At 43.3% G+C, this 22653-nt stretch carries 23 protein-coding genes and 2 pseudogenes; 17 read left to right on the plus strand and 8 right to left on the minus strand.

The window, feature by feature from the left end:
• Window positions 1-101: 101 nt before the first annotated feature.
• The 4 genes and pseudogenes from ABL924_RS10645 to ABL924_RS10660 all read left to right on the plus strand — a co-directional run.
• Window positions 102-413, plus strand: a pseudogene (locus ABL924_RS10645) (IS3 family transposase); the annotation flags it as partial.
• 14 nt (window positions 414-427) lie between these two features.
• Window positions 428-808, plus strand: a pseudogene (locus ABL924_RS10650) (transposase); the annotation flags it as partial.
• Window positions 798-947: a hypothetical protein gene (locus tag ABL924_RS10655; RefSeq protein ID WP_349027074.1), complete on the plus strand. Its 150-nt coding sequence runs from the start codon at window positions 798-800 to the stop codon at window positions 945-947. The pseudogene ABL924_RS10650 and the gene ABL924_RS10655, both read left to right, overlap by 11 nt.
• A gap of 597 nt (window positions 948-1544) precedes the next feature.
• Complete coding sequence (locus tag ABL924_RS10660; protein ID WP_349027075.1) at window positions 1545-2471, plus strand: diguanylate cyclase; 927 nt, start codon at window positions 1545-1547, stop codon at window positions 2469-2471.
• 139 nt (window positions 2472-2610) lie between these two features.
• On the opposite strand, the gene folP is transcribed toward ABL924_RS10660, so the two are convergent.
• Window positions 2611-3495 carry a dihydropteroate synthase gene (gene folP, locus ABL924_RS10665; protein WP_349027105.1) on the minus strand — a complete coding sequence of 295 codons (885 nt, stop codon included), beginning with the start codon at window positions 3493-3495 and terminating at the stop codon, window positions 2611-2613.
• A 106-nt stretch (window positions 3496-3601) separates the two neighbouring features.
• On the opposite strand from folP, the gene ABL924_RS10670 reads away from it, so the two are divergent.
• The 7 genes from ABL924_RS10670 to ABL924_RS10700 all read left to right on the plus strand — a co-directional run bounded on the left by ABL924_RS10670 (window position 3602) and on the right by ABL924_RS10700 (window position 11182).
• Window positions 3602-4138 carry a flavoprotein gene (locus ABL924_RS10670; protein WP_349027076.1) on the plus strand — a complete coding sequence of 179 codons (537 nt, stop codon included), beginning with the start codon at window positions 3602-3604 and terminating at the stop codon, window positions 4136-4138.
• On the plus strand, window positions 4135-5523 hold the full coding sequence (locus tag ABL924_RS10675) for a DUF6513 domain-containing protein (protein ID WP_349027077.1): 1389 nt from the start codon (window positions 4135-4137) through the stop codon (window positions 5521-5523). The genes ABL924_RS10670 and ABL924_RS10675 overlap by 4 nt, the downstream gene beginning before the upstream one ends.
• The gene (locus tag ABL924_RS10680; protein WP_349027078.1) at window positions 5520-6083 is read left to right on the plus strand and encodes a DUF447 domain-containing protein; all 564 of its coding nucleotides are present in this window, start codon (window positions 5520-5522) and stop codon (window positions 6081-6083) included. Before ABL924_RS10675 ends, ABL924_RS10680 begins: the two co-directional genes overlap by 4 nt.
• On the plus strand, window positions 6080-6763 hold the full coding sequence (locus ABL924_RS10685) for a (5-formylfuran-3-yl)methyl phosphate synthase (RefSeq protein WP_349027079.1): 684 nt from the start codon (window positions 6080-6082) through the stop codon (window positions 6761-6763). Before ABL924_RS10680 ends, ABL924_RS10685 begins: the two co-directional genes overlap by 4 nt.
• Window positions 6763-9369, plus strand: coding sequence for a response regulator (locus ABL924_RS10690; protein WP_349027080.1), 2607 nt, complete (start codon window positions 6763-6765; stop codon window positions 9367-9369). Before ABL924_RS10685 ends, ABL924_RS10690 begins: the two co-directional genes overlap by 1 nt.
• 421 nt (window positions 9370-9790) lie before the next feature.
• Window positions 9791-10171 carry a hypothetical protein gene (locus ABL924_RS10695; RefSeq protein WP_349027081.1) on the plus strand — a complete coding sequence of 127 codons (381 nt, stop codon included), beginning with the start codon at window positions 9791-9793 and terminating at the stop codon, window positions 10169-10171.
• Window positions 10172-10777: 606 nt separating this feature from the next.
• On the plus strand, window positions 10778-11182 hold the full coding sequence (locus ABL924_RS10700) for a hypothetical protein (protein ID WP_349027082.1): 405 nt from the start codon (window positions 10778-10780) through the stop codon (window positions 11180-11182).
• A gap of 135 nt (window positions 11183-11317) precedes the next feature.
• On the opposite strand, the gene ubiD is transcribed toward ABL924_RS10700, so the two are convergent.
• From ubiD to ABL924_RS10725, 5 genes are all read right to left on the minus strand, one after another.
• A complete protein-coding gene (gene ubiD, locus ABL924_RS10705) occupies window positions 11318-12781 on the minus strand; it encodes a 4-hydroxy-3-polyprenylbenzoate decarboxylase (RefSeq protein ID WP_349027083.1) in 1464 nt (487 codons plus the stop codon).
• Entirely contained in the window at window positions 12778-14823 is a 2046-nt protein-coding gene (gene prlC, locus ABL924_RS10710; RefSeq protein WP_349027084.1) for an oligopeptidase A, read from the minus strand. The genes ubiD and prlC overlap by 4 nt, the downstream gene beginning before the upstream one ends.
• Before the next feature lie 179 nt (window positions 14824-15002).
• Window positions 15003-15425, minus strand: coding sequence for an RDD family protein (locus ABL924_RS10715; RefSeq protein WP_349027085.1), 423 nt, complete (start codon window positions 15423-15425; stop codon window positions 15003-15005).
• Window positions 15426-15446: 21 nt separating this feature from the next.
• Window positions 15447-15806 (minus strand): DUF5329 family protein, encoded by a 360-nt coding sequence (locus ABL924_RS10720; RefSeq protein WP_349027086.1) that lies wholly within the window; start codon window positions 15804-15806, stop codon window positions 15447-15449.
• A gap of 12 nt (window positions 15807-15818) precedes the next feature.
• Complete coding sequence (locus ABL924_RS10725; RefSeq protein ID WP_349027087.1) at window positions 15819-16067, minus strand: hypothetical protein; 249 nt, start codon at window positions 16065-16067, stop codon at window positions 15819-15821.
• 277 nt (window positions 16068-16344) lie between these two features.
• On the opposite strand from ABL924_RS10725, the gene pcnB reads away from it, so the two are divergent.
• The 5 genes from pcnB to panD all read left to right on the plus strand — a co-directional run bounded on the left by pcnB (window position 16345) and on the right by panD (window position 20255).
• Window positions 16345-17586, plus strand: a complete 1242-nt coding sequence (pcnB, locus tag ABL924_RS10730) for a polynucleotide adenylyltransferase PcnB (protein ID WP_349027088.1) — start codon at window positions 16345-16347, stop codon at window positions 17584-17586.
• Window positions 17587-17616: 30 nt separating this feature from the next.
• Window positions 17617-18138, plus strand: coding sequence for a 2-amino-4-hydroxy-6-hydroxymethyldihydropteridine diphosphokinase (gene folK, locus ABL924_RS10735; protein ID WP_349027089.1), 522 nt, complete (start codon window positions 17617-17619; stop codon window positions 18136-18138).
• A complete protein-coding gene (panB, locus tag ABL924_RS10740) occupies window positions 18122-18925 on the plus strand; it encodes a 3-methyl-2-oxobutanoate hydroxymethyltransferase (RefSeq protein ID WP_349027090.1) in 804 nt (267 codons plus the stop codon). The genes folK and panB overlap by 17 nt, the downstream gene beginning before the upstream one ends.
• 6 nt (window positions 18926-18931) lie before the next feature.
• Window positions 18932-19780 (plus strand): pantoate--beta-alanine ligase, encoded by an 849-nt coding sequence (gene panC / locus ABL924_RS10745; RefSeq protein ID WP_349027091.1) that lies wholly within the window; start codon window positions 18932-18934, stop codon window positions 19778-19780.
• A gap of 94 nt (window positions 19781-19874) precedes the next feature.
• Window positions 19875-20255, plus strand: a complete 381-nt coding sequence (panD, locus tag ABL924_RS10750) for an aspartate 1-decarboxylase (RefSeq protein WP_349027092.1) — start codon at window positions 19875-19877, stop codon at window positions 20253-20255.
• Between the two features lie 20 nt (window positions 20256-20275).
• On the opposite strand, the gene ABL924_RS10755 is transcribed toward panD, so the two are convergent.
• Window positions 20276-21178 carry a cation diffusion facilitator family transporter gene (locus tag ABL924_RS10755; protein WP_349027093.1) on the minus strand — a complete coding sequence of 301 codons (903 nt, stop codon included), beginning with the start codon at window positions 21176-21178 and terminating at the stop codon, window positions 20276-20278.
• Between the two features lie 344 nt (window positions 21179-21522).
• On the opposite strand from ABL924_RS10755, the gene ABL924_RS10760 reads away from it, so the two are divergent.
• Complete coding sequence (locus tag ABL924_RS10760; RefSeq protein ID WP_349027094.1) at window positions 21523-22203, plus strand: hypothetical protein; 681 nt, start codon at window positions 21523-21525, stop codon at window positions 22201-22203.
• A gap of 120 nt (window positions 22204-22323) precedes the next feature.
• Here ABL924_RS10760 and ABL924_RS10765 read toward each other — a convergent pair whose 3' ends face one another.
• Entirely contained in the window at window positions 22324-22644 is a 321-nt protein-coding gene (locus tag ABL924_RS10765) for a non-heme iron oxygenase ferredoxin subunit (RefSeq protein WP_349027095.1), read from the minus strand.
• Window positions 22645-22653 lie beyond the last annotated feature (9 nt).

Raw genomic sequence — 22653 nt, forward strand, 5'->3', positions numbered from 1 at the left:
TTGGTCGTTTCGTTTGAATGTTATTCATATTCATGGTCACCTCTAATGACATTATAAATCTGCCTCTAGAAGTGTCCTGTTTAATTAAACCATTTCAAACAGGCGTGATTGTTCACTCCGACCGGGGCAGCCAATATTGTTCGGCCGCCTACCAGGAACTGTTCCAGAAACACCCGCTAATCTGTGGCACGAGCAAGAAAGGCGACTGCTACGACAATGCAGCCATGGAAAGCTGGAATCACAGCTTTAAGGTCGAAGCCGTCCACGGCGAACGGTTTCAAACCCGATCAGAAGCTAAGTACCAAGTGTTCGAATATATTGAAATATATTACAATCGCAAACGGCTTCACTCAAAACTAGGCTATCTCAGCCCAGTTGCGTTTGAAGTGAATGAAAATAAAAAAGTCGCTTAGTGGGGTGTCCGTGAAACCAGGGCAAGATCATCATTGACGATGCCTTTAATGCGGACAAATTGATCGAATTCCTGGACGCATTGATCAAGGACACCGACAAGAAAGTGTTCCTGATCCTGGACAACCTGCGCGTCCACCATTCAAAGCCCGTCAAGGCTTGGCTGGCGGAACGCACCGATAAAATCGAAGTGTTCTACCTGCCCAGTTACAGCCCTGAACTCAATCCCGAAGAGCGCTTAAACGCAGACCTCAAACAGGCCATCGGCAAGAGAGTGCCGGTCAGGACAAAAGTTAAACTTCGCGCTGCCGCCAATCAACATATGGACATGCTGAAGTCGAATCCAGAACGCATACGCAGCTTCTTTCAGGATAAGAGAGTCAAATATGCAGCTTAAAGCTTCTAAAGGCCGGATCAATAATACCTCTATCATGTTACATTACAGAAGGCTTATACTTGCCGCCGGACTTTGTTTTATTTACAATGGCTTAACCAGCCATAAGCCAGTCACTGTGCGTTTAGTGTTAGCTTACTGAAAACAATAGCGATAGATTCTAAGCATCGCTGCCTGTAATTGTAATAATCAATATGTTGTATACGTCGGTTGCCAATATAATTATTAACATATTGAAAATAAATGTATTATTTTTTTAAGATAGTGAGTCAGATATTTCGCTCTATTGGTTGCGGAGCTATGATCACTGATGGTTTTCCGCATTGACAGCCGCTCGCGACTCAGACTTTTTGTGGTCTTTGTGATATCCAGATCTTGGGGTCAAAGCCGTATAAGTAATACTACTAATTGTCAGTTGTTGTTTTTTTGAATATTCTAGACGCTGAATGTGTGCAGTTAAATTTGCTGTTTTGATGTCGGTTTGTGGTGAAACTAATTCATTTAACTGCCTTTAATCTGGTTTTTCTAGATTATGCCATTGTTAATTGTGGGACTATATGCGGAGCGTTTTTGAGTAAGCTCTATCAAGGTACATTAATAGCAGAGTTGTTGCATAAAATTGAAAGATCTCAGTAATTAATGGTGACATAGTTTTTTATGAGCTTTTTAAAATGAAGGCTTGGATAAGAAGAAAGCTAGGTTTGTTACTTTATGTAAGTTTAAAGATTTGTAGGATGTCATGAAAATACTTGTTGTAGATACAGATAAAATAAGCCGAATGATTGTAGATGAATGTGTCTCGGCGTTAGGTCATGAAACGCATCATGCGGAAAATGGTAAATACGGGCTTGCCTATGCCAGAGAAAACAACATCGATTTAATTTTCATGGGTGACGAAATGTCCGATTTGAATGGTTCGGTTGCAACAAGAGTTATCCGAGCGTTTAAAAAAGACGAGTGGATTCCAATCATATTTCTAACTACAAGACCCCATGATGAGTTCTACACTTATGGCTTGTTAGCTGGCGCAGATGCGTGTTTGCAAAAACCTTTAAATCCTTATTATTTACAACTGCAAGTAACCGCAATGGAGCGGCTATGCATAATGCGTAGAAAATTACTTGCTCAAAAAAGCCTAGTTAAAGCTAATCAGTACCTTCTTAAGATCGCTATGATTGATCAATTGACCAAGCTAGGGAATCGAAGAAATTTTGAACATGTGATCGTCAGGGAGTTTAATCTGGCAAAACGCGAAAAAACCAGTTTTTCATTACTGATGTGCGATATTGATCATTTTAAAGTATATAACGACAGATACGGACATCAGGAGGGAGATAAGTGCCTCAAAAAAATTGCTGAAACTATTCTTGAGACACTTACCCGTCCAGCCGATATAGCTTGCCGTTTTGGGGGAGATGAGTTCGTCGTGATTTTGCCCCGAACAGATGCCGCTGGTGGGCTTCAAGTTGCTGAAAAAATAAGACAAGCTGTTTATGATATAAACATGATACTTGTAGCTCCGAAAGATATTAGAGTCACTCTAAGTATTGGTGTGGCAAATTTTAGCGGACAATATACGAATACAGAAGAGCTTGTCGAGATAGCGGATAAGGCTTTGTACGAGGCCAAAAATACTGGTCGAAATAGATCGGATCTTTCATTTTAAGTATTATAGGGAATCTCTAAAAATACACCCCCCCCCTTCTCCCTCTGGGATGCCTACATGGATGTAGGTAGTAGGGCAATGCAGGAGCTATTGCCGAGAAGGTTGGAATGAGGGATTTAAAATCAAGCATTTACAACCCTCACCCTAGCCCTTTCCCAGAGGGAGAGGGGATTTTTAGAGATCCCCTTAGCTGCTTATGATTGATGCGAGATTGGTTCGTAATCAAGTCCTTGTTTATATGTTGTTTAATAGCCCAAGCGACTGTTGCTGCTTGATAGTTAGCCTTAACATCGTGAACCCTAAATAGTTGTACACCGGCCATAACACCAAATGCAGTGGTTACGGCAGTTGCAGTGACCAGTTCAGATGGCTCGGTTACATCACAAATTGCACCCATAAAACGCTTGCGGCTAACACCTAACAGCACAGGAAAACCCAGTTCGACAAACCTGTCAAGGTTGGCCAGCAAATCCAAGTTATCTTGTTTGCGTTTGCCAAAGCCGATGCCGGGATCAATCAGGATATTGTCTTTTGTGATACCTGTCTGCAATGCCTCAGCTATCCTTAATTTTAGAAAATCAATAACTTCCGTAACGACATTCTCATAATAAGGATTATCTTGCATCGTTTTCGGTGTGCCTTGACTGTGCATAAGGATAATAGGAACTGCTCTTTTGGCGGTTAAAGCCAGCATGTCTGGATCGTTTAATCCAGCCGACACATCATTGATAAGGTTTGCACCTGCCTGTAATGCTGCGTCGGCAACCTTACTTAGGGTGGTATCAATGCTGATGACCACTTTATCTGTAATTTGTTTACGGATAGCTTCAATGACAGGAATAACTCGCCTTAACTGTTCTTCCGAACTAACTGGATCAGAACCAGGGCGTGTGGATTCGCCGCCTATATCAATAATGTCTGTACCTTCAGACAACATCTGCTCAACTTGCCTTAGTGCCGCGTCAATGTGATTAAACCTGCCTCCATCTGAAAAGCTGTCGGGGGTCACATTCAAGATGCCCATAATCAACGGTTTTGTGTTGTCTTTAAAATTCAATGAAAGTTCCTGTATGCGTTGCCCATGCTACCTTAAGGTATAATGCAAAATTTAACTCTAAGCACTTGTTGTCATGCATAAACCCCGTTTGGCCTGGGCGATTACCGGTTCCGGCCATTATATAGAAGAATGCCTGGATTTTTTGCTGACCTTGGAGGATGTGGATGTCTATATCAGTCCGGCAGGCGAGGAAGTCTTGAAAATGTACGGCATCAGCCTGGATGATGTACGAGCAAAACATTCGGTTTTTCGTGATAAAACAGCCTCGTCGCCGCCTGTTGGCCTGTTTTACAAAGGCCATTACCATACCTTTGTGATGGCACCCGCCACGTCAAACACCATCGCCAAGTGCGTGCTGGGAATTGCCGATAATTTGGTAACTAACTTGTATTCCCAGGCCGGCAAGTGCAAAGTGCCGTGTATTGTCTATCCCTGCGACATTGCCCCGGAGATGGAAACCACAGCACCCGGCGGAAAAGTGATGGTTTATCCCCGTAAAATTGACCTGGAAGGCACGGACAAAATCCGCACTTTTGAATACACCACGGTTGTTGACAGCGTAGAAGAATTAATCGACGTGGTTAAGCGGCGGCTAGCGTCTTTGCCATGAGCGAGCATTTACTTTTTCTTACCGGAAAGCTTGCGGAAAAGCAATTGCACCGTATCCTTGAAAAAATGCAGCCGGACTTTACTTATACCGTGCATCAGCTCGGTGTTAAAGTTGCCGCGCTGATGACCACAGACATGATTCTTCGCCGTCTGAAAGATACCTTTGGCGCAAACCGCATTATCATCCCAGGTCGTTGCCGAGGTGACGTTGATGCATTAGCGAAAGCACTTGATATGCCTGTAGAAAGAGGACCAGAAGAGCTTAAAGACTTGCCAGTGTATTTTGGTAAAGCCGCGCACCAATACGACTTAAGCCGATACAGCGTCAAAATATTTGCCGAAATCGTCGATGCGCCTAATATCAGCGTTGAAGAAATCCTGAGCCGAGCTAACTATTACAAGCAAAATGGTGCAGACGTGATCGACATCGGCTGTTTGCCCAGCACCGATTTTCCGCACATGGAAGAAGCCATTAAAGCATTGAAACAGTGTGGATTTGCCGTAAGTATTGATTCCCTAAACAGCGACGATTTGCTTCGGGGCGGCAAGGCGGGTGTTGATTATATGCTTAGCCTGCACGAAAACACGCTATGGATTGCCGATGAAGTTGCGGCTACGCCGATTTTGATTCCTGAAACGCATGAGGATTTAGCGTCACTAGATCGGGCGATCAAGATTATGCGGGACAAAAACCGCGCATTTATTGTCGATCCCATCCTTGATCCTATCCATTTTGGTTTCACCCAATCCATCGTGCGCTATCACGAAGTCAGGAAGAACCATCCGGGCATTGAAATCATGATGGGCGTAGGAAATATCACGGAGCTAACGCATGCGGACACAGTAGGGATGAACGCTTTGCTGCTGGGGATTTGTTCGGAACTGAACATCAACCAAATACTCGCCACCGAAGTCAGTCGCCATGCGTGCCGCGCTGTCAAAGAAGCGGATAAAGCCAGACGCATACTATTTGCGGCTAAAGAGCAGGACACATTGCCTAAGCACATTGATTCGGGTTTAATGAGTTTACATGAGACTTCGCCGTTTCCTTACCCCCAGGATGAAATCAAGGAGTTGGCTAGTCAGATCACCGATCCAAGCTACCGCATCCAAACCAGTGTAGAAGGCGTGCATATTTTTAATCGCGACGGCTTGCACACCGCGACCGACCCATTTGACCTGTATCCACAATTAGCCGTGGAGAATGATCCCGGTCATGCTTTCTACTTAGGCGTGGAACTGGCGCGGGCTGAGATTGCTTGGCAATTAGGAAAGCGCTTTAATCAAGATCAACCGTTAGATTGGGGTTGCGCGGTCGATACAGCCGAGCAAACCGTTGACCTACACAGCTTTAAACCCGCCGGAACGACCTTAACAAAGAAATGATACAAGAAACGATTGTGACCACCCAAAATAGTGGGGGTATCGCCCATATAGCGCCGATGGGTATCCATATTCAAGATGATATTTTTATTATCTTGCCTTTCCGCCCATCAACTACGCTCAATAATTTTTTGGAAACCAGGGTCGGCGTTATCAATTATTGTGATGATGTTCGAGTTTTTGCCGGGTGTTTAATCGGACGACGAGACTGGCCGCTAAAACCTGCACAGAAAATCTCAGGACAAGTCCTAAGTTGTGGGTTAGCGCACACAGAGGTCGAACTCATTCGTGTCGAAGAAGATGCCACCCGTCCCAAATTATTTTGTAAAACAGTTCACACGGTTAACCATGCGCCGTTTAAAGGATTTAACCGCGCCCAGTTTTCAGTATTGGAAGCGGCAATTTTAATCAGTAGGCTGGATATGTTGCCCTTATCAAAAATAGAATCAGAAATTGAATACTTACGCATTGGCCTAGAAAAAACCGCAGGCGAACGCGAACTGGAAGCGTGGGGATGGATATTGGCCGTCCTTGACGATTTCAAAGGAAAAGCCGTCGAATGACCGGAATGCTCGCTAGTGTAAATAGTTTGGATGAAGCCAAACTGGTTTTGGCTGAAAAGGTCAATATTATAGACCTAAAAGAACCTGCATTAGGCTCTTTAGGTGGTTTGGACGCTGGGCTGGTAAAAGAAATTGTCGCTGTAATTAATGGGCAATGCCTTATTAGCGCGACGATAGGCGACTTGCCCATGCAACCTGAGCTGATTTTTAATGCAGTAAAAGAAATGGTCGAAACGGGTGTTAACTATGTCAAAATCGGTTTTTTCCCCAGTGGGGATGTAACACAGGTCATTGAAAAATTAGTGGGGATAGCAGCTCACGTTGATCTTATCGCAGTATTATTTGCTGATACCAAGCCTGATTTCAGGCTTATTGATACACTAAAGGCAGCAGGCTTTAGTGGTGTTATGCTCGATACACTGGATAAAACCAACGGTTCATTGACCAGAGTTATGGCTAAAGCCGATATCGAACGTTTTGTGCTACACGTTAAATCCAGACAATTGCTTTGCGGCCTTGCCGGGTCCTTAAAATTTGAGGATATTCCTCAGCTGATGTCTTATCGGCCCAGCTATTTAGGTTTCAGAGGCGCTTTATGTGAGCAACATGAAAGGACAGGACGGATAAATGCTCAGTCCGTCTTGAAGATAAAGAAATCCATCGCTGAATTTTCCTGCTGATGCTGTACCGTTTACCTCTTATTCAATTTGGAAAAAATCTTATCCTCATTGGTGTGATAGCTGGCACGTATTTCGTTTTCGGTTTGCTGGGTTTCTTGTTCAAAGGCCCTGTTGAAGAGATAGGTATTCTTATGCCTTCAGCAGGTCTGGCACTGGCTGCAACATTACTTTTTGGGATGCGGATTTTGCCCGGTGTCGTTATAGGTAATTTCTGTATCAGCGCTTGGGCTTTCGATTTTAACTCAGGACTCTTGCTTTTTTATGCCGCCAGCGCTATCGGAGCAGCCCTATCGTCCTTTTTGGGAACCAGTTTAATTCGCAAAATGGTTGGCTTTCCAAATCCGCTAGTGAAAGGTAAATGTATTATCCTCTTTATGCTGTTGGGTGGTCCCGTTAGTTGCCTGGTATCTGCAACTATCGGCATAACGGCAATGTACGGTTTTGGGATCATTGCTTTAACAGATGTTCCCCTTGCTTGGTTGAGTTGGTGGGTTGGCGACATTTTAGGCGTACTGATTTTTACGCCGCTCATCTTGATACTTTTTGCTGAACCACAACAGATCTGGTGTCGACGACGTAAAACGGTTGGTTTGCCGATTGTGTTGACGTTTGCTTTGCTCATCTTGCTGTTCGCTTATCTGAGGGGCGTTGACCGTCATCAAGCTACCGAACAATTAAAAGAAAAAACTATTACCTTATCCCAAGCATTAAAGAACAGAATTCGGTTGGATTTGTATTCACTGTACGCGCTTAGGAATTTTTTGTTAGGATCGCAGTTAATAGAGTCCCAAGAATTTTCGCTATTGACTAAGCAAACGCTTTTCTCATTAAAGGAAATAAAATTCATTCGTTGGCTTAATGTTACGGAAAATAGGCGAGGGGAACACCAATCTTTTTCAGCACCCAATGAACAGGCACACAATAAACCGGATAACTTGCGAGTAATTCCACCTGCGCTTAGGAAAAAACTACTAGATAGCTCCTCGCTTTCTGAGGCAGAATTCCTTGTTTTGGAGAAAAACAGCTTCAAATTTGTAGTCCCCGTTGTCAAAAACCTTACCCAGAAAAGGAAAGTTTTGGGCGTTATTATTGCGGATGTATCTATTGAGGGTTTAATTCACCAAGCGTTCGATACACTCAATACAAGCAATTGTTCAATAACGATAAGCGCTTCTCCAAATGTTGAGTCTAATGCAAAAACCATCTATTCGAATAAGAGTAATTCGAACCACGATGCTTATCAAACAATCTCTATCCCGATAGCAGACCAAACTTGGCAATTAAGTTTTCACCATGAATGGGACGGAAAAGAAGCGGGTATGTATCGGCCAGTTGAGTGGGTTATATTCAGCGGACTCTGGTTTACCGGGATACTTGGTGTCATGCTGTTGCACTTGACCGGACGGTATTTTCGCACCGAAGCCATCATTGAGGAACGCACCAAAATATTGATGCAGACAAAAACTGCCGCTGAATTAGCCAACCAAGCCAAGAACCAATTCTTGGCTAAAATTAGTCATGAACTGAGGACTCCACTTAATGGGATTTCCGGTTTCACGCAGCTATTGGAAAAAAAGCCCTCCCTTAATATTGAGGATAAAAAACAGATCGCTATTATTAAGCAGTGTAGTGACAATCTGCTTAGGCTTATTAACGATATTCTGGATATTTCGGCAATAGAGTCTCAGCAAATAAAAGTGGAAGCTAAGGATTTTAATTTTTCGTTGTTGTTAATCGAAAGCATCCATATTTGTAAATTCAAAGCAGATGAAAAAGGTCTTAATCTGACTACGAAAAATACCTGTATAACCCATAATTTTTTCGGTGATGATAAGCGTATCCAGCAAATACTGGTTAACCTGATTGATAATGCTATCAAATATACCGACAAAGGTGGTGTGACGGCCACCTCATCGTATCAAGAGGGCAATTTGAAAGTTTCTGTTGCAGACACTGGCTGCGGAATCGCCAAGAACGATTTAGAGCGTATTTTTTTACCCTTTGTACAGATAAACGCCAACAACTTTTCCCAAGAGGGGATTGGTCTTGGTTTGTCCATTACACAAGAACTGGTGAATTTGATGAATGGCACGCTGATGGTCGCCAGCCAGCTGGGCGTTGGCAGCATTTTTTCTGTTTCATTACCCATACCCGCCAGTGTAAAAAAGCAAACTAAAACCATGCCTTACCTGCAAAGTATTAATGCTAAATTTAGTGAGGTATATGTTTTGGTCGTTGATGATAACGAAATCAACCTATTATTCTTGATAAGTATGCTGGAACAAATAGGTTGTAGGGTAGATTCCGCGATGAACGGGCAAGAAGCTTTGGCGTTAATAGAGCAAAATAATTACAATCTCGCCTTGGTAGACATCAACATGCCAGTAATGAATGGTTTGGACTTGGTAAAAAAGCTACGTAGCCAGAAATTCAACCTTAAAGTTGCTGCTGTCAGCGCTTCTGCCGATAACGACAGAATAAACGAAGCACTTAATGTCGGATTTGATACCTATTTAACTAAACCTATTGAAGAAGATCAATTAATTGAATTGATCCAAACAAGCTTGCAGGGTCCATCCTTGTCTTCAGCGATGTCCGACAGATAGCAGCTTGGTTGCATTTCCACGAAGAGCCTTGGAATGCTAACTCACGAATACATCTAACCAAAAAAGCAATAACCAATGGGATCTTCACTATTCAGGTGAAGAACATAAATTTAACAAGCAAGGGTTTGAGCTTGCGCCCAGCCGAGTTGTCAGCTAACCAAATAGGTACAGTAGTTTTGAATTCTTGAATATTTATGCAGAGTTTTTGATTTGGATCAAATTGCCTTTGATCCAAATGGGTTACATTTGTAGGGCGGAGCGTTTAAATAAAGATGCTCTAAATACATGAACGTTTTGTTTTACCTTTTTTGGTAGATGGCGTTTTTTTAGGTAAGTAATAGATGGCGATGCGTTTTTTGAACCTAAAACTCGCAGCTCGTTTTTTGTACTTGCCGAATAGCAAATATAGTTGAGGAAACATATGAATTTTAAACATATTTTGGTGGTCTTGTTGTTGTCTTTGTGTTCGTCTGGTATGGTGTATGCGGCTGGTTCGCCAATTAATGAAGATTACACCGCCCTAATAGCACTTGGCGAAAAGATGTTAGAGGCTAGTAAAGCATCTGACTCAACTACTTTCACAACTATCGCTAGCGAAGCATCGGATGTTGCGAAAGATCAAGGTAACAAGGGGAATTCTCCCCGTTTGCAGCGGATTAGCACCAAAATAAAAATGGCCAAGAAAGCTGTAAAGTCTGGAGATTTTGGTCTAGCAACCTCGCTAACTGAAGAAGCGCTTGTGGAAATGAAAAAAACCAATGGTAAGCCCACTTGGGGCGGCACTACTTCTGGTGGTGAATAGGATAGTAGACCTGTTTGGTTGTGTCGAGTGGTTAAAAGCCACTTAACCAGCATATTGTTACGAAGTAAAAAACCCAGACCAAGTGCTGGGTTTTTGTTTTTATAAAGGCCGCTTGCTCCTTTTTTTGAATCCGCCATACATATTATTTGCCCTTTCTAGTAGTTAATTGCTTGCCATATAATCTTCCTTCAATCCCCCCCCGATTTTTTAGCTTCCATTGGTTCCATAGCCTTGGGAAATATTTTGCAAAAGAATTTAGCAATAAAAATAAGTTGCTGCTTCCATTTATTATTTTTCATTTATACAATAGGTTTTCGTTATTTATGTCGACCTATCACTTGTGCCTGCCCATTTTTATTGGAAATTTCTAATCATTTTGATCTAAATCAAATCGTTTTGTACTATTTTGTGCTACCGCTAAATTGTGGACTATTGGTTGAAAAAAGGTTATCCTTTGCTTACCTAAGTTTGTGGTTTGGTCTTAGGAACACAAAGCTTTTTTGTTTTAGAAACTATGGTGCAGGAATGTATTTTGGAATACTTGAAACATTCAAGTCGCATTTTTTTGTATTTGCCATACGGCAAATAGGTACATGAGGAAAATTAATGAATTTTAGACATATATTGGCGGCTTTGTTGCTGTCCTTGTTTTCACTGAGTGTGGCACAAGCAGCAGGCTCACCTCTCCATGAAGATTACACCGCTCTTTTGGCTATTTCCCAAAAGATGTTAGATGCCGCTAAAGCAAGCGACGTAACTGCTTTTACAACCGCTGCTTCCGAAGCATCTGATGTTGCAAAAGATCAAGGTAACAAAGGCAATTCTCCACGTCTACAGCGTATCAGCACCAAAATCAAACAAGCGAAAAAAGCTGCAAAAGCGGGTGATTTTAATTTAGCCACTTCCTTGACTGAAGAAGCTAAAGTGGAAATGGAAAAACCTGACGTAGCGCCTACATTTGGTGGCACTACCGAAGGTGGCGGACGTGAAGGTATGTTCGGAAAATACTAAGTAATAGCGTATAAACGGACACGGTTAAAGGTATCTTAACTGATACTCCTTGCTCCAGCTACGGTAGTAATTCGAAAACCCAGCTTTTAGCTGGGTTTTTTGTCTGTAACTTTATCGGTCACATTCGGTGTCTGTTCAGTGAAATAATGAATCCCACAGGCTATCAATCTTGTTGGTAATGTCTTTGGACATTGCGATGGGCACTCCCCATTCCCTATTGGTTTCCCCTGGCCATTTGTTGGTCGCATCAAAGCCTACTTTAGAACCTAACCCAGATACAGGTGAGGCAAAATCGAGATAATCAATCGGCGTGTTTTCCAAAATGGTTAAATCCCGTGCAGGATCCATTCGGGTTGTAATTGCCCAAATCACATCTTCCCAATTACGGACGTTAATATCTTCATCGACCACAATGACGAATTTTGTGTACATGAATTGCCTTAAGTAAGACCAAGTACCTAGCATGACCCGCTTGGCATGACCCGCATATTGCTTTTTCATGCTGATGACCGCCATACGGTAAGAGCAACCTTCCGGCGGAAGATAAAAATCGATAATTTCAGGGAATTGCTTTTGCAAAATAGGGACGAATACTTCGTTTAAGGCAACACCTAAAATGGCGGGTTCGTCTGGTGGACGTCCGGTATACGTGCTGTGATAAATGGGATTGTGCCGCTGGGTAATCCGTTCGATGGTAAATACTGGAAATTCATCAACTTCGTTGTAATAGCCGGTGTGATCGCCAAAAGGTCCTTCCTTCGCCATTTCGCCTGGATAAATAAAACCTTCCAGTACGATTTCTGAGTTGGCCGGAACTTTCAAATCGTTGGTCAGACATTGCGCCACTTCAGTTTTACTGCCGCGCAATAGACCAGCAAAACCATATTCTGATAAGGTGTCCGGCACGGGCGTTACTGCTGCGAGTATGGTGGCTGGATCAGCACCCAAAGCTACAGCTATAGGGAAAGGTTTATCAGGATGTGCTTGCTGCCATTCCCTAAAATCCAGTGCGCCACCACGGTGCGCCAACCAACGCATAATCACTTTGTTTTTTGCGATGACTTGCTGGCGGTAAATGCCTAGATTCTGTCTTGTTTTGTTCGGGCCCTGGGTGATCACTAACGGCCAGGTGATAAGCGGTGCAGCATCGTCAGGCCAACAGGTTTGTATTGGGTACTGACTTAAATCAATCTCATCGCCTTCTAAAATGATTTCCTGGCAGACCGGAGAGGACACCATTTTGGGTGCCATGTTAAGGACTTGTTTGAACACTGGGATTTTTTCAAAAGCATCTTTCATGCCTTTTGGAGGTTCAGGTTCTTTTAGATAAGCCAGAAGTTTGCCGATTTCCCGCAATTCACTGACTTCATTAGCACCCATACCCATAGCGACCCGTTTGGGTGTACCAAACAGGTTGCAAAGCACCGGTATTTTAAAGTTTTTTGGGTTTTCAAATAGCAACGCCGGGCCGCCTTGTTTAAGTACGCGGTCACATATTTCAGTCATTTCCAAGCACGGATCGACTTCAACGGTAATCCGCTTAAGTTCCCCTTGCTTTTCAAGTTGTGCGATAAAATCCCGCAAATCTTTGTATTTCACGCAGCAACACCTATGCCGTTATGCCTGAGCAGTGCGTCAATGGTTGGTTTGCGGCCGCGGAACTTGACGAATAGTTCCATCGCATCCTGGCTACCACCAAGCTCTAGGATGTTAGATAAAAAGGCATTTCCTGCTTCCTGGTTAAAAATACCCTTTTCTTCAAATAAGGAAAAAGCGTCGCTGGACAACACTTCCGCCCATTTGTAACTGTAGTAGCCCGCTGCATAACCACCGGCAAAAATATGGCCAAAACTGTGCGGAAAACGGTTGAATTTGGGTGGCAGCATTACTGCAACTTGTGACCGTACTTTTTCCAAAGTTTCATAGATTCTACCTCCCAGCGCAGGATCATAATCTTGATGAATCCTGAAATCGAACAGGCTGAATTCAAGCTGCCTTACCATTACCATCCCAGCCTGGAAGTTTTTTGCAGACAGCATTTTGTCGAATAAGTTGTCAGGCAATGTTTCCCCAGTTTGATAATGACCAGAAACCAGTTGCAGCGATTCCTTTTCCCAGCACCAGTTTTCCATGAATTGACTGGGCAATTCTACTGCATCCCATTCCACGCCATTGATGCCAGATACGCCCAAATAGTCGATTTTGGTGAGCATGTGCTGTAGGCCGTGACCGAACTCATGGAATAGGGTAGTCACTTCATCATGGGTTAGGAGTGCAGGATCGTCACCGGTAGGTGGCGTAAAGTTGCAGGTCAAATACGCAACAGGGATTTGAATTGCATTGTTAGTCTTCTTACGCCCCACACAATCATCCATCCACGCACCGCCGCGTTTTTTAGGTCGGGCGCAAAGGTCAAGATAAAGCTGACCGCGTAATTGATTTTCCTTGTCATGAATTTGGAAAAAGCGGACATCGGGATGCCAACTGTCGAATATGTCAATTTCCGTAATATTCAAGCCATACAGCTTTTCGACGACGGCAAACAAGCCCGGCAAAACTTGTGTAACAGGGAAATACGCTTTCACTTCTTCTTGCGATAATTGGTAAAAATGCTGGCGCATTTTCTCTGAATAATAGCCAGTATCCCAAGATTGCAAGTCCTTAATACCATGCTGTTCATCTGCAAAAGCACGTAATTCCGCCAAATCTTTTTTTGCTTGGGGCAGGGATTTTTCAGCCAAATCTTCCAGAAAATTAATTACATCCTCAGTTTTTTCCGCCATTTTTTTCGCTAAGGAGAGTTCAGCATAATTATTAAAGCCCAATATTCGGGCTTTTTCGTGCCGTAATGCCAGAATTTTCTCCATGATTTCGGTGTTGTCCCACTGTCCGGCTTGGGGGCCTTGGTCAGATGCCCGTGTGGAATAGGCTTCATAAAGTTCGCGCCTTAATTCCCTGTTGTCGGCGTAGGTTATTACGGCATGGTAGGAAGGGAATTGCAGGGTAATCATCCAACCTGTTTGTCCCGCATGCTCCGCAGTCTGCTTAGCCTGGGCTAGGGCTGATGGTGGTAGGCCTGCTAATTCCTCTTCATTAGTAACTAACTTGCTCCAGGCATTGGTTGCATCGAGGACATTTTCTTCGTAATTGCTGGCAAGTTTGGAGAGTTCTTGGCTGATTTCTTTGTAACGCTGTTTCTTTTCGTTATCTAGGTCAATACCGGACAGCTTAAAATCCCTCAATGCATTGTTGATGATTTTCTGCTGTGCAACCGTTAAGGTTGAAAATTCAGGGCTTTCTGCGATAAAGCGGTAAGCGTTAAATAATGCTTCATTCTGCCCCATTTCAGTCGAATAGGCACTTAGTTTGGGCAAGCAAGCATTGTAGGCATCCCGCAGTGCGTCGTTGTTTACTACCGAGTTTAAATGGCTAACGGGAGACCAGGCTTTCCCTAACTTATCATCCGCATTTTCCAGTGGCTCAATTAGATTCTCCCAAGTGTAGTTAAGGGTGGCTTGTAAGTGTTTTTTTACCGTCGTGCGGGCATCAGCCAAAAGTTGGTCGATGGCAGGTTCAACGTGTTCGGGCTTTATTTTGGAAAATAAGGGCAATACGGAATTAGCTAATAGCGGGTTAATCATAAATAAATGCCAAGTTTAAAAGAGGTTAGCAACTCAAAACCGATAAGTTACAGCAAGTACGGTATCAGTAATGTCTCATATAAGGATAACAGTAAGAAAATATCGAGCAAGTCGTTACCGATGAACCATTGGAAATGGAACGCCTACATAAGATAGAAAGGCTTAGATTTCGATGGCGACTATGCGTTTTTGTTGATGGTGTCGAGGAAAAGTCCCGTTTTGGAGGCCATATCGTGCCAGCTACGTTGCTTTTTATCGAAAAGTACCCATAAAAAACCTAAACCTAAGAATCCCCAAGATAATAGGGCAACGATAAAGCGAATGAAGGCTTGCCGCCAGCTAATCACACAATGCTCGTTATTCAAAACCTTTATTTTCCAAGCCCTTAAACCTAACGTTTGACCGCCGTGTGTCCAAAACCAGCCATAAAAGCAAAAACTGACGGCTAACAGGTAAAGGGAGTAAAAAATCTGGTGGTTGGTAAAAGCTTCGCCGCCATTAAAAGGCAGTAAGATCGCGGTTGCTAAAAATAATACCGCAATTAACAGCAAGAAATCGTAAATAATGACGGCTAAATGACGCAAAAGCCTCGGTTTAGTCATCAGATACAAAAGGGAAGGTTGCTATTTTCTAACTTTCTTAAGCTCGGCAAGCAGCCATTGATCGCTGTCTTGAACTGCAACACCAGGGCAATGAACGCGGTACTTGCTGCCCGTAACGGCACTTTTAGTCGCACCCAGCTCGATAAAGTCTTCGGCGCTAACAATCTTATCCTTGAAATAATCGTATTTCTTTTTGATATGTTCAGCCGCCTCCTTGCCGGTATGTTTATCGCTATTTCTTTCGTACTGACAGTCGGTGGTTGCGATAAATTTAAGCAGGTGATTGACTTCTAATGCGGTTGCTGGCGTTGGGGTTGCGGCACTGGTCAGCGAAAATAAAGCGATAATAATCAACGCGACGTACTTAAATAGTAATCTCATAATCAAGTGAAATTACAGTTTAAACAACGCCAATTTCTGACCAAAATACATGCACAGAGCCATCAGCCCACCCAGCATTATCAAGGAAAAAAAGAATGGTGGCCTATGTAGCAGAAGAATAGAAAAATCGGCCACAAACAGGCTGGCTAAGAAAGGTTGGTCAACCAAAGCGTTGAGAATTTTTTTGCAGATTACAATCCAGTTATTCATGTCGGCATTGAGTTCAGTGTGGATAAAAAGCTGTTCCATCTTTATGGTCATAAACAAACAGCCAAATGTTTGTTAGAATCAGCAATACGATTTTACTATATTCAAAAGATTTATGTAAAAGAAAACCATTAGTAGATTGGGTCTAACACTATCAAAATGATATGATTCTCCATAATAAAAACAATACCAGGGACAAAAGGTCATTTTAAATTTTTTCAAAAAAATAATTGGTTCTCCTAAACCCAAAAAAGAATCACCGCCAGCAAAAGTCAGATTGTACCAGCGCTCTGAGCATTGTATTTCGCGTAGCCAAATAAGCGACAATGCTTTGAAAGTATTGTATAAACTGAAAAAAGAAGGCTTTGATGCTTACTTGGTTGGTGGCTGTGTGCGTGACTTATTGTTAGGGCGTGAGCCAAAAGATTTTGATGTCGTAACTAATGCAGATCCTGAAGAAATAAGAAAAATCTTCCGAAATTGTCGTTTAATAGGCCGAAGATTTCGACTTGCCCATGTGCATTTCGGTAGGGAAGTGATAGAAGTTGCCACTTTTCGCGGTGAGGATGCCAAGCAAAACGACAAACAAATACTCAATAAGGAAGGTCGGTTGTTAAGGGATAACGTCTATGGCACGATTGAAGAAGACGTTTGGCGCAGGGATTTTACTGTCAACGCGCTGTATTACAATATTAAAGATTACTCCGTCGTTGATTATGTTGACGGTATGGACGACCACAAATCAGGCATACTGCGGCTAATCGGCGATCCTGAAACACGCTTCCGGGAAGATCCAGTACGAATGCTAAGGGCTGTGCGTTTCGCCGCTAAACTAGGCTTTAGTGTGCATCCCGATTGCCAAAAAGCGATTCACACTACGGCGGCGTTACTGGAAAGCATCCCTTCAGCACGGCTGTATGATGAAGTTTTAAAGTTATTTTTAGCAGGTAGTGCACTGCAAACCTTTGAATTACTTAGGCAGTATGGATTGTTTCAAGTGTTGTTTCCAGCCACTGATAACAGTTTGTCGTTTGAGGAAGAAGGATTTCCAAAGCTGTTTTTAATCAGGGCGCTGCAAAATTCTGACAATAGAATTGCCGAAGGCAAAACCGTAACGGCGTACTTTTTGTTGGCGGCTTTTATGTGGGAGCCGGTACAGATGCTTGCTAAGGAATTGCTAAAAAAAGGTGGTGACGAATATATGGCTTATCAAGATGCCGCCAATGAAGCGATTTCCAGGCAAATAAAAGTAACTGCAATGCCAAGGCATATTACGACGGCAATGCGCGAAGTGTGGAGTTTACAGCCTAAGTTTAATGCGCGTGTGGGCGCAAAGCCCAGTCGTCTGCTGACCCATCCACGCTTTAGGGCAGGATATGATTTCCTATTGTTACGCGCTGAAACGGGTGGTGCCGATCCCGAACTGGCGGAATGGTGGGCACGCTATCAAAGTGCCAACGAAAACGAACAGCGAAAAATGACTGCGCCAGCACGGAATAATCAGAATAAAAAAACAGGCATGAAGAGAAATTATCGCAGAACGGGCCAAAATAAGCCTAAGCCAACAGAGTGATAGTGTTCTTAGGTTATATCTATTGCTAATATGAACAGCTTGCCCCTTTCCACACTTACCGCTTACATCGGGCTGGGTAGTAACCTGGAATCGCCTGTAGCCCAAATAAAGTCTGCTCGTTTTGCGATTGATACGTTAGACAATGTCAGAGAGCTCGCATTCTCAAACCTGTATGCCAGTTCACCAATGGGGCCGCAAGATCAGCCTGATTATGTGAATGCCGTCATGGCCGTGGCAACCAGTTTATTCCCTCTGGATTTATTACATGCTTTACAAGCTATTGAGCTGGAACATGGACGAGTGCGCGGTGTCCAGCGCTGGGGTGCGAGGACATTGGATTTGGATTTGTTGCTGTACGGTGACCAGCAAATTGAGTCGCAGCAATTGATTGTGCCGCATAAAGGCATTGCCGAACGGGCTTTTGTCTTGTATCCCTTGAATGAATGTGCGCCAGATTTAATTATTCCAGGCAAAGGTAAGTTGTCCGATCTACTAACCCACTGTCCGCTTGCAGGTTTACGGCGATTAAATGAATATGAATCAAGTAGTTGACAAGCCTTTGTCGATCAACGACATCTCAGCGATGAAACGTAGGGGTGAGAAAATTACCTGCCTTACCGCTTACGATGCCAGTTTTGCCGCAATAATTGACAAGGCTGGCATAGACATCATGCTCGTTGGCGATTCCCTGGGCATGGTCATCCAGGGTCATAGCACTACCGTACCGGTTACAATCGAGCAGATGGTTTACCATGCCCAATGTGTAAGTCGGGCGCGGAGGCGGGCTTATCTTATCGCCGATATGCCGTTTATGACTTATGGCAACCCTGACCTTGCCGCTAAAAATGCCGCGCAATTACTCCAAGTAGGTGGCGCTCAAATGGTAAAACTGGAAGGAGCCAAGGTTGATTGTGTTCGTTTTCTGGTCGAGCAAGGCATTCCTGTCTGCGGGCATTTAGGTTTATTGCCGCAATCCATTCATCAGTTAGGAACTTACAGTGTTCAAGGTAAAGAACCCAAAGCGGCTCAAAAACTTCGAGATGATGCCCAAAAATTACAGGAAGCTGGGGCGAGTTTGTTGGTTCTGGAATGTGTTCCTGCCACACTTGCCAAAGCAATCAGCACTGAAATAACCATTCCCGTGATCGGTATTGGTGCGGGTGTTGATTGTGACGGGCAAGTGCTTGTCTTATATGACATGCTTAATATTGGAGTCAGCAAACGGCCACGGTTTTCCAAAAACTTCATGACCGGATGCGATGGTGTGGAAGAAGCGATCCAAGCGTATTTTCACGCCGTCAAAAATACCGAATTTCCTAGTTTGGAACACAGCTTTTAACAAGTCATGCAAGTAGTCAAGACGATTGTTGATTTGCGGAATATTGCCAAAAAATGGCGAAAGGCTGGTGAAAGTATCGCTTTCGTCCCCACGATGGGGAGTTTACATGCCGGACACCTGAAATTAGTTGAAGAAGCTAAAAAGTCGGCTGATCGGATGGTTGTTAGCATTTTCGTCAATCCCGCCCAATTTGGTGTTGGCGAAGATTTCGAGGTTTATCCACGTACCGAGGATGAAGATAAGCAAAAACTGCAAGCATCCGAGGTAGATTTGTTGTTCCTGCCCAATGTTTCTGAAATGTATGGCGATGGAGCCAAAACTCTTGTCAGCGTAAAAAATCTTTCGATGTTGCATTGTGGAGCATCAAGGCCAGGACATTTTGACGGTGTGGCAACGGTTGTTTGTAAATTATTCAATATGGTGCAACCTGACGTGGCTTTTTTTGGTCAAAAGGATTTTCAGCAGTTGGCAATTATCCGCACGATGGTTAGCGATTTGAACATTCCTGTTGAAATAATGTCTGTAGAAACGGTCAGGGAAAGCAGTGGTTTGGCCATGAGTTCGAGGAATGGCTATCTCTTCTCAGAAGAATTGCAAGTTGCGCCAAAACTTTATCAAGCCTTATGTGTCGCCCGTGATGAAATACTGTTGGGCGAAAAGAGATACTCGGCAATAGAAAATGAAGCCGTGACTTATTTGCAAAACGCAGGTTTTATGGTGGATTACTTCAGCGTGTGCAGGGTAGACGATTTATACAAGGCTGATAAGCGAGAAACTGACTTGGTTGTGTTGGCGGCGGCGAAGCTGGGACGGACGCGTTTGATTGATAATATTTGTTTTTCAGTTGTAAGATAGTCTTGTTTGTAATAATTGGAATGTATAATATTGATACAATCTTTAAATTAAGAGATAATTCGCGGTTCCCTTTAGAGGTATAGATCTTTTTATTATGCAGACAACCATGCTAAAAGCCAAGTTACACAGAGCCACGGTAACCCGTTCCGAACTGGGTTATGAAGGCTCGTGTGCGATTGACGGCAACTTCCTTGATTTAGCGGGCATCAAGGAATACGAGCAAATCCAAATCTATAACATCAACAATGGAGAACGTTTTACCACCTACGCTATCCGCGCTGAAAACGGTTCAGGCACAATTTCTGTCAACGGAGCGGCTGCACGTTTGGCTTGCCCAGGCGACTTGGTTATTATCTGCTCCTACTTCATCCTAGATCAAAAAGAGCTGGCAACGTATAAACCAGTTTTGATCTATTTCAATAACAAGAACGAGATTATTCGTTCAGCGTCTTCCATACCCGTGCAAGCGGCTTGAGATTATCGCCAAACTTAGAGTTAGTCGGCATTATCAATTTCAAAAAAAATCCATTTGACGCGGCTGTGGGTTTGTTTGATCTGTCTTTCCATGGCATTAATTTCATGGACGGCGTTTAATACCGTCATATCGGGTTTCAGCTCAGCTTTGATCGACATCATCACTGAATTGCCATGATTGATTGCCCAAATATTAAGTACGCGCAAAACGCAAGGCTGGGCTTCTAGATAAGGCTGCACAATAACCCGAATATCTTCGGCGGATTCACCAATCAACAATGAATGCACCTCTGCACCCACAACTGCTGCGACAATAATCAATAATACGCCAATTGACATCGATCCTAGGGCATCAAAAGTAGTATTACCGGTTAGCATGGTTAAACCTAAGCCAACCAATGCAATCACCAAGCCTAATAAAGCAGCAATATCCTCGCCAGTTATAACCATTAATTCGCTGGAGTGGGTGTTTTTAAACCATTGCCAGAGCGTTTGTGACCCTTTCTCTTCTGCCATTGCTGACAACGCGCCTTTCAACGACACGCCTTCCATAGCAACAGCGATCAATAAGACCAACAAAGCGATCTTTGCATTCTCTATTTCGTGGGGATTTGTGTATCGTTGCCAACCTTCATGAACGGCAAATACTCCACCCACTGAGAACAGGATGAATGCCACCATCATCGACCAGATGTAGGATTCGCGCTCGTACCCCATAGGATGTTTTTGTGTTGCCTCCTTTCCTGACCGCTTCATGCCAATCAGTAGTAATACCTGGTTTCCGCAATCGGCATAAGAATGAATGGCTTCCGCTAACATGGAACCCGAACCCGTCCAAAAGGCCGCGCCGCTTTTGGCTACGGCAATGCCCAAATTAGCTGAAAATGCATAAAGTACTGCTTTTGTTGAATTGCTATGTGCCATAATTAAAAAAGTTAAGAGATATTGTTAGAGTATTAGTTAAAAACATCAGCCTTATTTTACCGATATTATTCTATCTTTCCTTATTTTTAATAAAGATATAAGTATTTATACGTATTGTTGCCGCATCACAGAAGTGAAAGAATCACCCTAAGAGGTTGGAAGCAGCTTCAGTGACCACACGGATAGTGTTGAGTAGGCTTATACAATGCCTTAGTAATTCCACATTCGTGCTGTTAAGTAACCAACCTTGATTCGTTTTACAGTTTTATAATCATTACATTGTTGTGAGATCTTCCACGCAATATCACTGTACTATTTTTTAATTTTATTAAGGAGTAAGTTTTTTGAGATATTTATCTACAAAAAAATTATTGATCAGTCTTGCAATTGTTGCAACGCTTTCAGTGAGTAATTCCCAGGCTGCCCGTATCGTTCTTGACTTTGAGGGAGTAGATAATCAAGCATCAGTAGGCAACTTTTACAATGGTGGCTCAGATAGTAACGGCAACAAGGGCTCTCGCAATTATGGTGTTAATTTCTCGAATGCCTCTCTGGGAGTGGTTAGTAAAGCTAGTGGTAAAGGAACCGGTAACTTCGCTAACCAACCGTCAGGAGACACCGCACTCTTCTTCCCAGATGGAAGTTCTGCAACTATGAACTCAACATCTGGTTTCGGTGCTGGCTTCTCCTTTTTCTATAGCTCTGCTTTTGATGTCGGATTTGTCAATGTTTACGATGGCTTAAACGGAACTGGTAAGTTATTGGCATCGCTAAATCTTAAAGGTAATTATGTCCATAATTGCGCTGGAGATCCGAATGGCTTGTTTTGCCACTGGGATTCAGTTGGCGTGAGCTTCAAAGGCATTGCTAAGTCGGTCGATTTTGGGGGGGCATCAAATCAAGTGGTATTTGATAACGTTACTTTGGGTAGCGCTACCCCAGGTGCAGAAACTCCTATCCCAGGTGCATTTTGGTTGTTGGGTTCTGGCTTTTTAGGGCTGCTGAAGATGAAGCGTAGGGGCTAAATCAGTTGGCAGCAGATTAAAGAAGAAAAATACTTGGTGTTATAATCAAGTCTGAAGGTTTCATATGTTCGTTTTTTTGTACAAAACCTTGAAAAAACAAAGCCCCAGGCAAGCGCATTTTTAGTCCCAACGTTCATCCTTGACCTGTACTTGCCCATTTTTAATTCTGACTGGAAAGCAGGCAATGTTTTCGTATGCAGGGGGAGATTTAACCGCGCCGGTTTTTATGCAAAACCGTGCGCCATGACGGGGACAAATAATTTCGTCGCCATCTAATTCACCACTCGCAAGTTCGGTCCCATCATGCGTACAAATATCCTCAATCGCATAAAACTGGCCGTCAAGTTTGAACACGGCGACATTAGTCCCATCCGCATCGATGACGATATGTTCGCCATTTGCCAATGCAGTTTCATTTATAACATCAATCCACTCAGACATTTTTTAATT

The organism is Methyloglobulus sp. (assembly GCF_040079455.1).
GTDB lineage: Bacteria > Pseudomonadota > Gammaproteobacteria > Methylococcales > Methylomonadaceae > Methyloglobulus.

Bases quoted from the DNA above. Each gene is read 5' to 3' on its own strand.
- ABL924_RS10720 (WP_349027086.1), bottom strand. From the start codon at position 15,806: ATGAGATTACTATTTAAGTACGTCGCGTTGATTATTATCGCTTTATTT.
- panC (WP_349027091.1), top strand. From the start codon at position 18,932: ATGCAAGTAGTCAAGACGATTGTTGATTTGCGGAATATTGCCAAAAAA.
- ABL924_RS10700 (WP_349027082.1), top strand. From the start codon at position 10,778: ATGAATTTTAGACATATATTGGCGGCTTTGTTGCTGTCCTTGTTTTCA.
- panD (WP_349027092.1), top strand. From the start codon at position 19,875: ATGCAGACAACCATGCTAAAAGCCAAGTTACACAGAGCCACGGTAACC.
- ABL924_RS10755 (WP_349027093.1), bottom strand. From the start codon at position 21,178: ATGGCACATAGCAATTCAACAAAAGCAGTACTTTATGCATTTTCAGCT.
- panB (WP_349027090.1), top strand. From the start codon at position 18,122: ATGAATCAAGTAGTTGACAAGCCTTTGTCGATCAACGACATCTCAGCG.
- ABL924_RS10685 (WP_349027079.1), top strand. From the start codon at position 6,080: ATGACCGGAATGCTCGCTAGTGTAAATAGTTTGGATGAAGCCAAACTG.
- folK (WP_349027089.1), top strand. From the start codon at position 17,617: ATGAACAGCTTGCCCCTTTCCACACTTACCGCTTACATCGGGCTGGGT.
- ABL924_RS10695 (WP_349027081.1), top strand. From the start codon at position 9,791: ATGAATTTTAAACATATTTTGGTGGTCTTGTTGTTGTCTTTGTGTTCG.
- ABL924_RS10660 (WP_349027075.1), top strand. From the start codon at position 1,545: ATGAAAATACTTGTTGTAGATACAGATAAAATAAGCCGAATGATTGTA.
- folP (WP_349027105.1), bottom strand. From the start codon at position 3,495: ATGGGCATCTTGAATGTGACCCCCGACAGCTTTTCAGATGGAGGCAGG.
- ABL924_RS10715 (WP_349027085.1), bottom strand. From the start codon at position 15,425: ATGACTAAACCGAGGCTTTTGCGTCATTTAGCCGTCATTATTTACGAT.
- ABL924_RS10690 (WP_349027080.1), top strand. From the start codon at position 6,763: ATGCTGTACCGTTTACCTCTTATTCAATTTGGAAAAAATCTTATCCTC.
- ABL924_RS10680 (WP_349027078.1), top strand. From the start codon at position 5,520: ATGATACAAGAAACGATTGTGACCACCCAAAATAGTGGGGGTATCGCC.
- ABL924_RS10675 (WP_349027077.1), top strand. From the start codon at position 4,135: ATGAGCGAGCATTTACTTTTTCTTACCGGAAAGCTTGCGGAAAAGCAA.
- prlC (WP_349027084.1), bottom strand. From the start codon at position 14,823: ATGATTAACCCGCTATTAGCTAATTCCGTATTGCCCTTATTTTCCAAA.
- ABL924_RS10765 (WP_349027095.1), bottom strand. From the start codon at position 22,644: ATGTCTGAGTGGATTGATGTTATAAATGAAACTGCATTGGCAAATGGC.
- ABL924_RS10670 (WP_349027076.1), top strand. From the start codon at position 3,602: ATGCATAAACCCCGTTTGGCCTGGGCGATTACCGGTTCCGGCCATTAT.
- ABL924_RS10655 (WP_349027074.1), top strand. From the start codon at position 798: ATGCAGCTTAAAGCTTCTAAAGGCCGGATCAATAATACCTCTATCATG.
- ABL924_RS10725 (WP_349027087.1), bottom strand. From the start codon at position 16,067: ATGACCATAAAGATGGAACAGCTTTTTATCCACACTGAACTCAATGCC.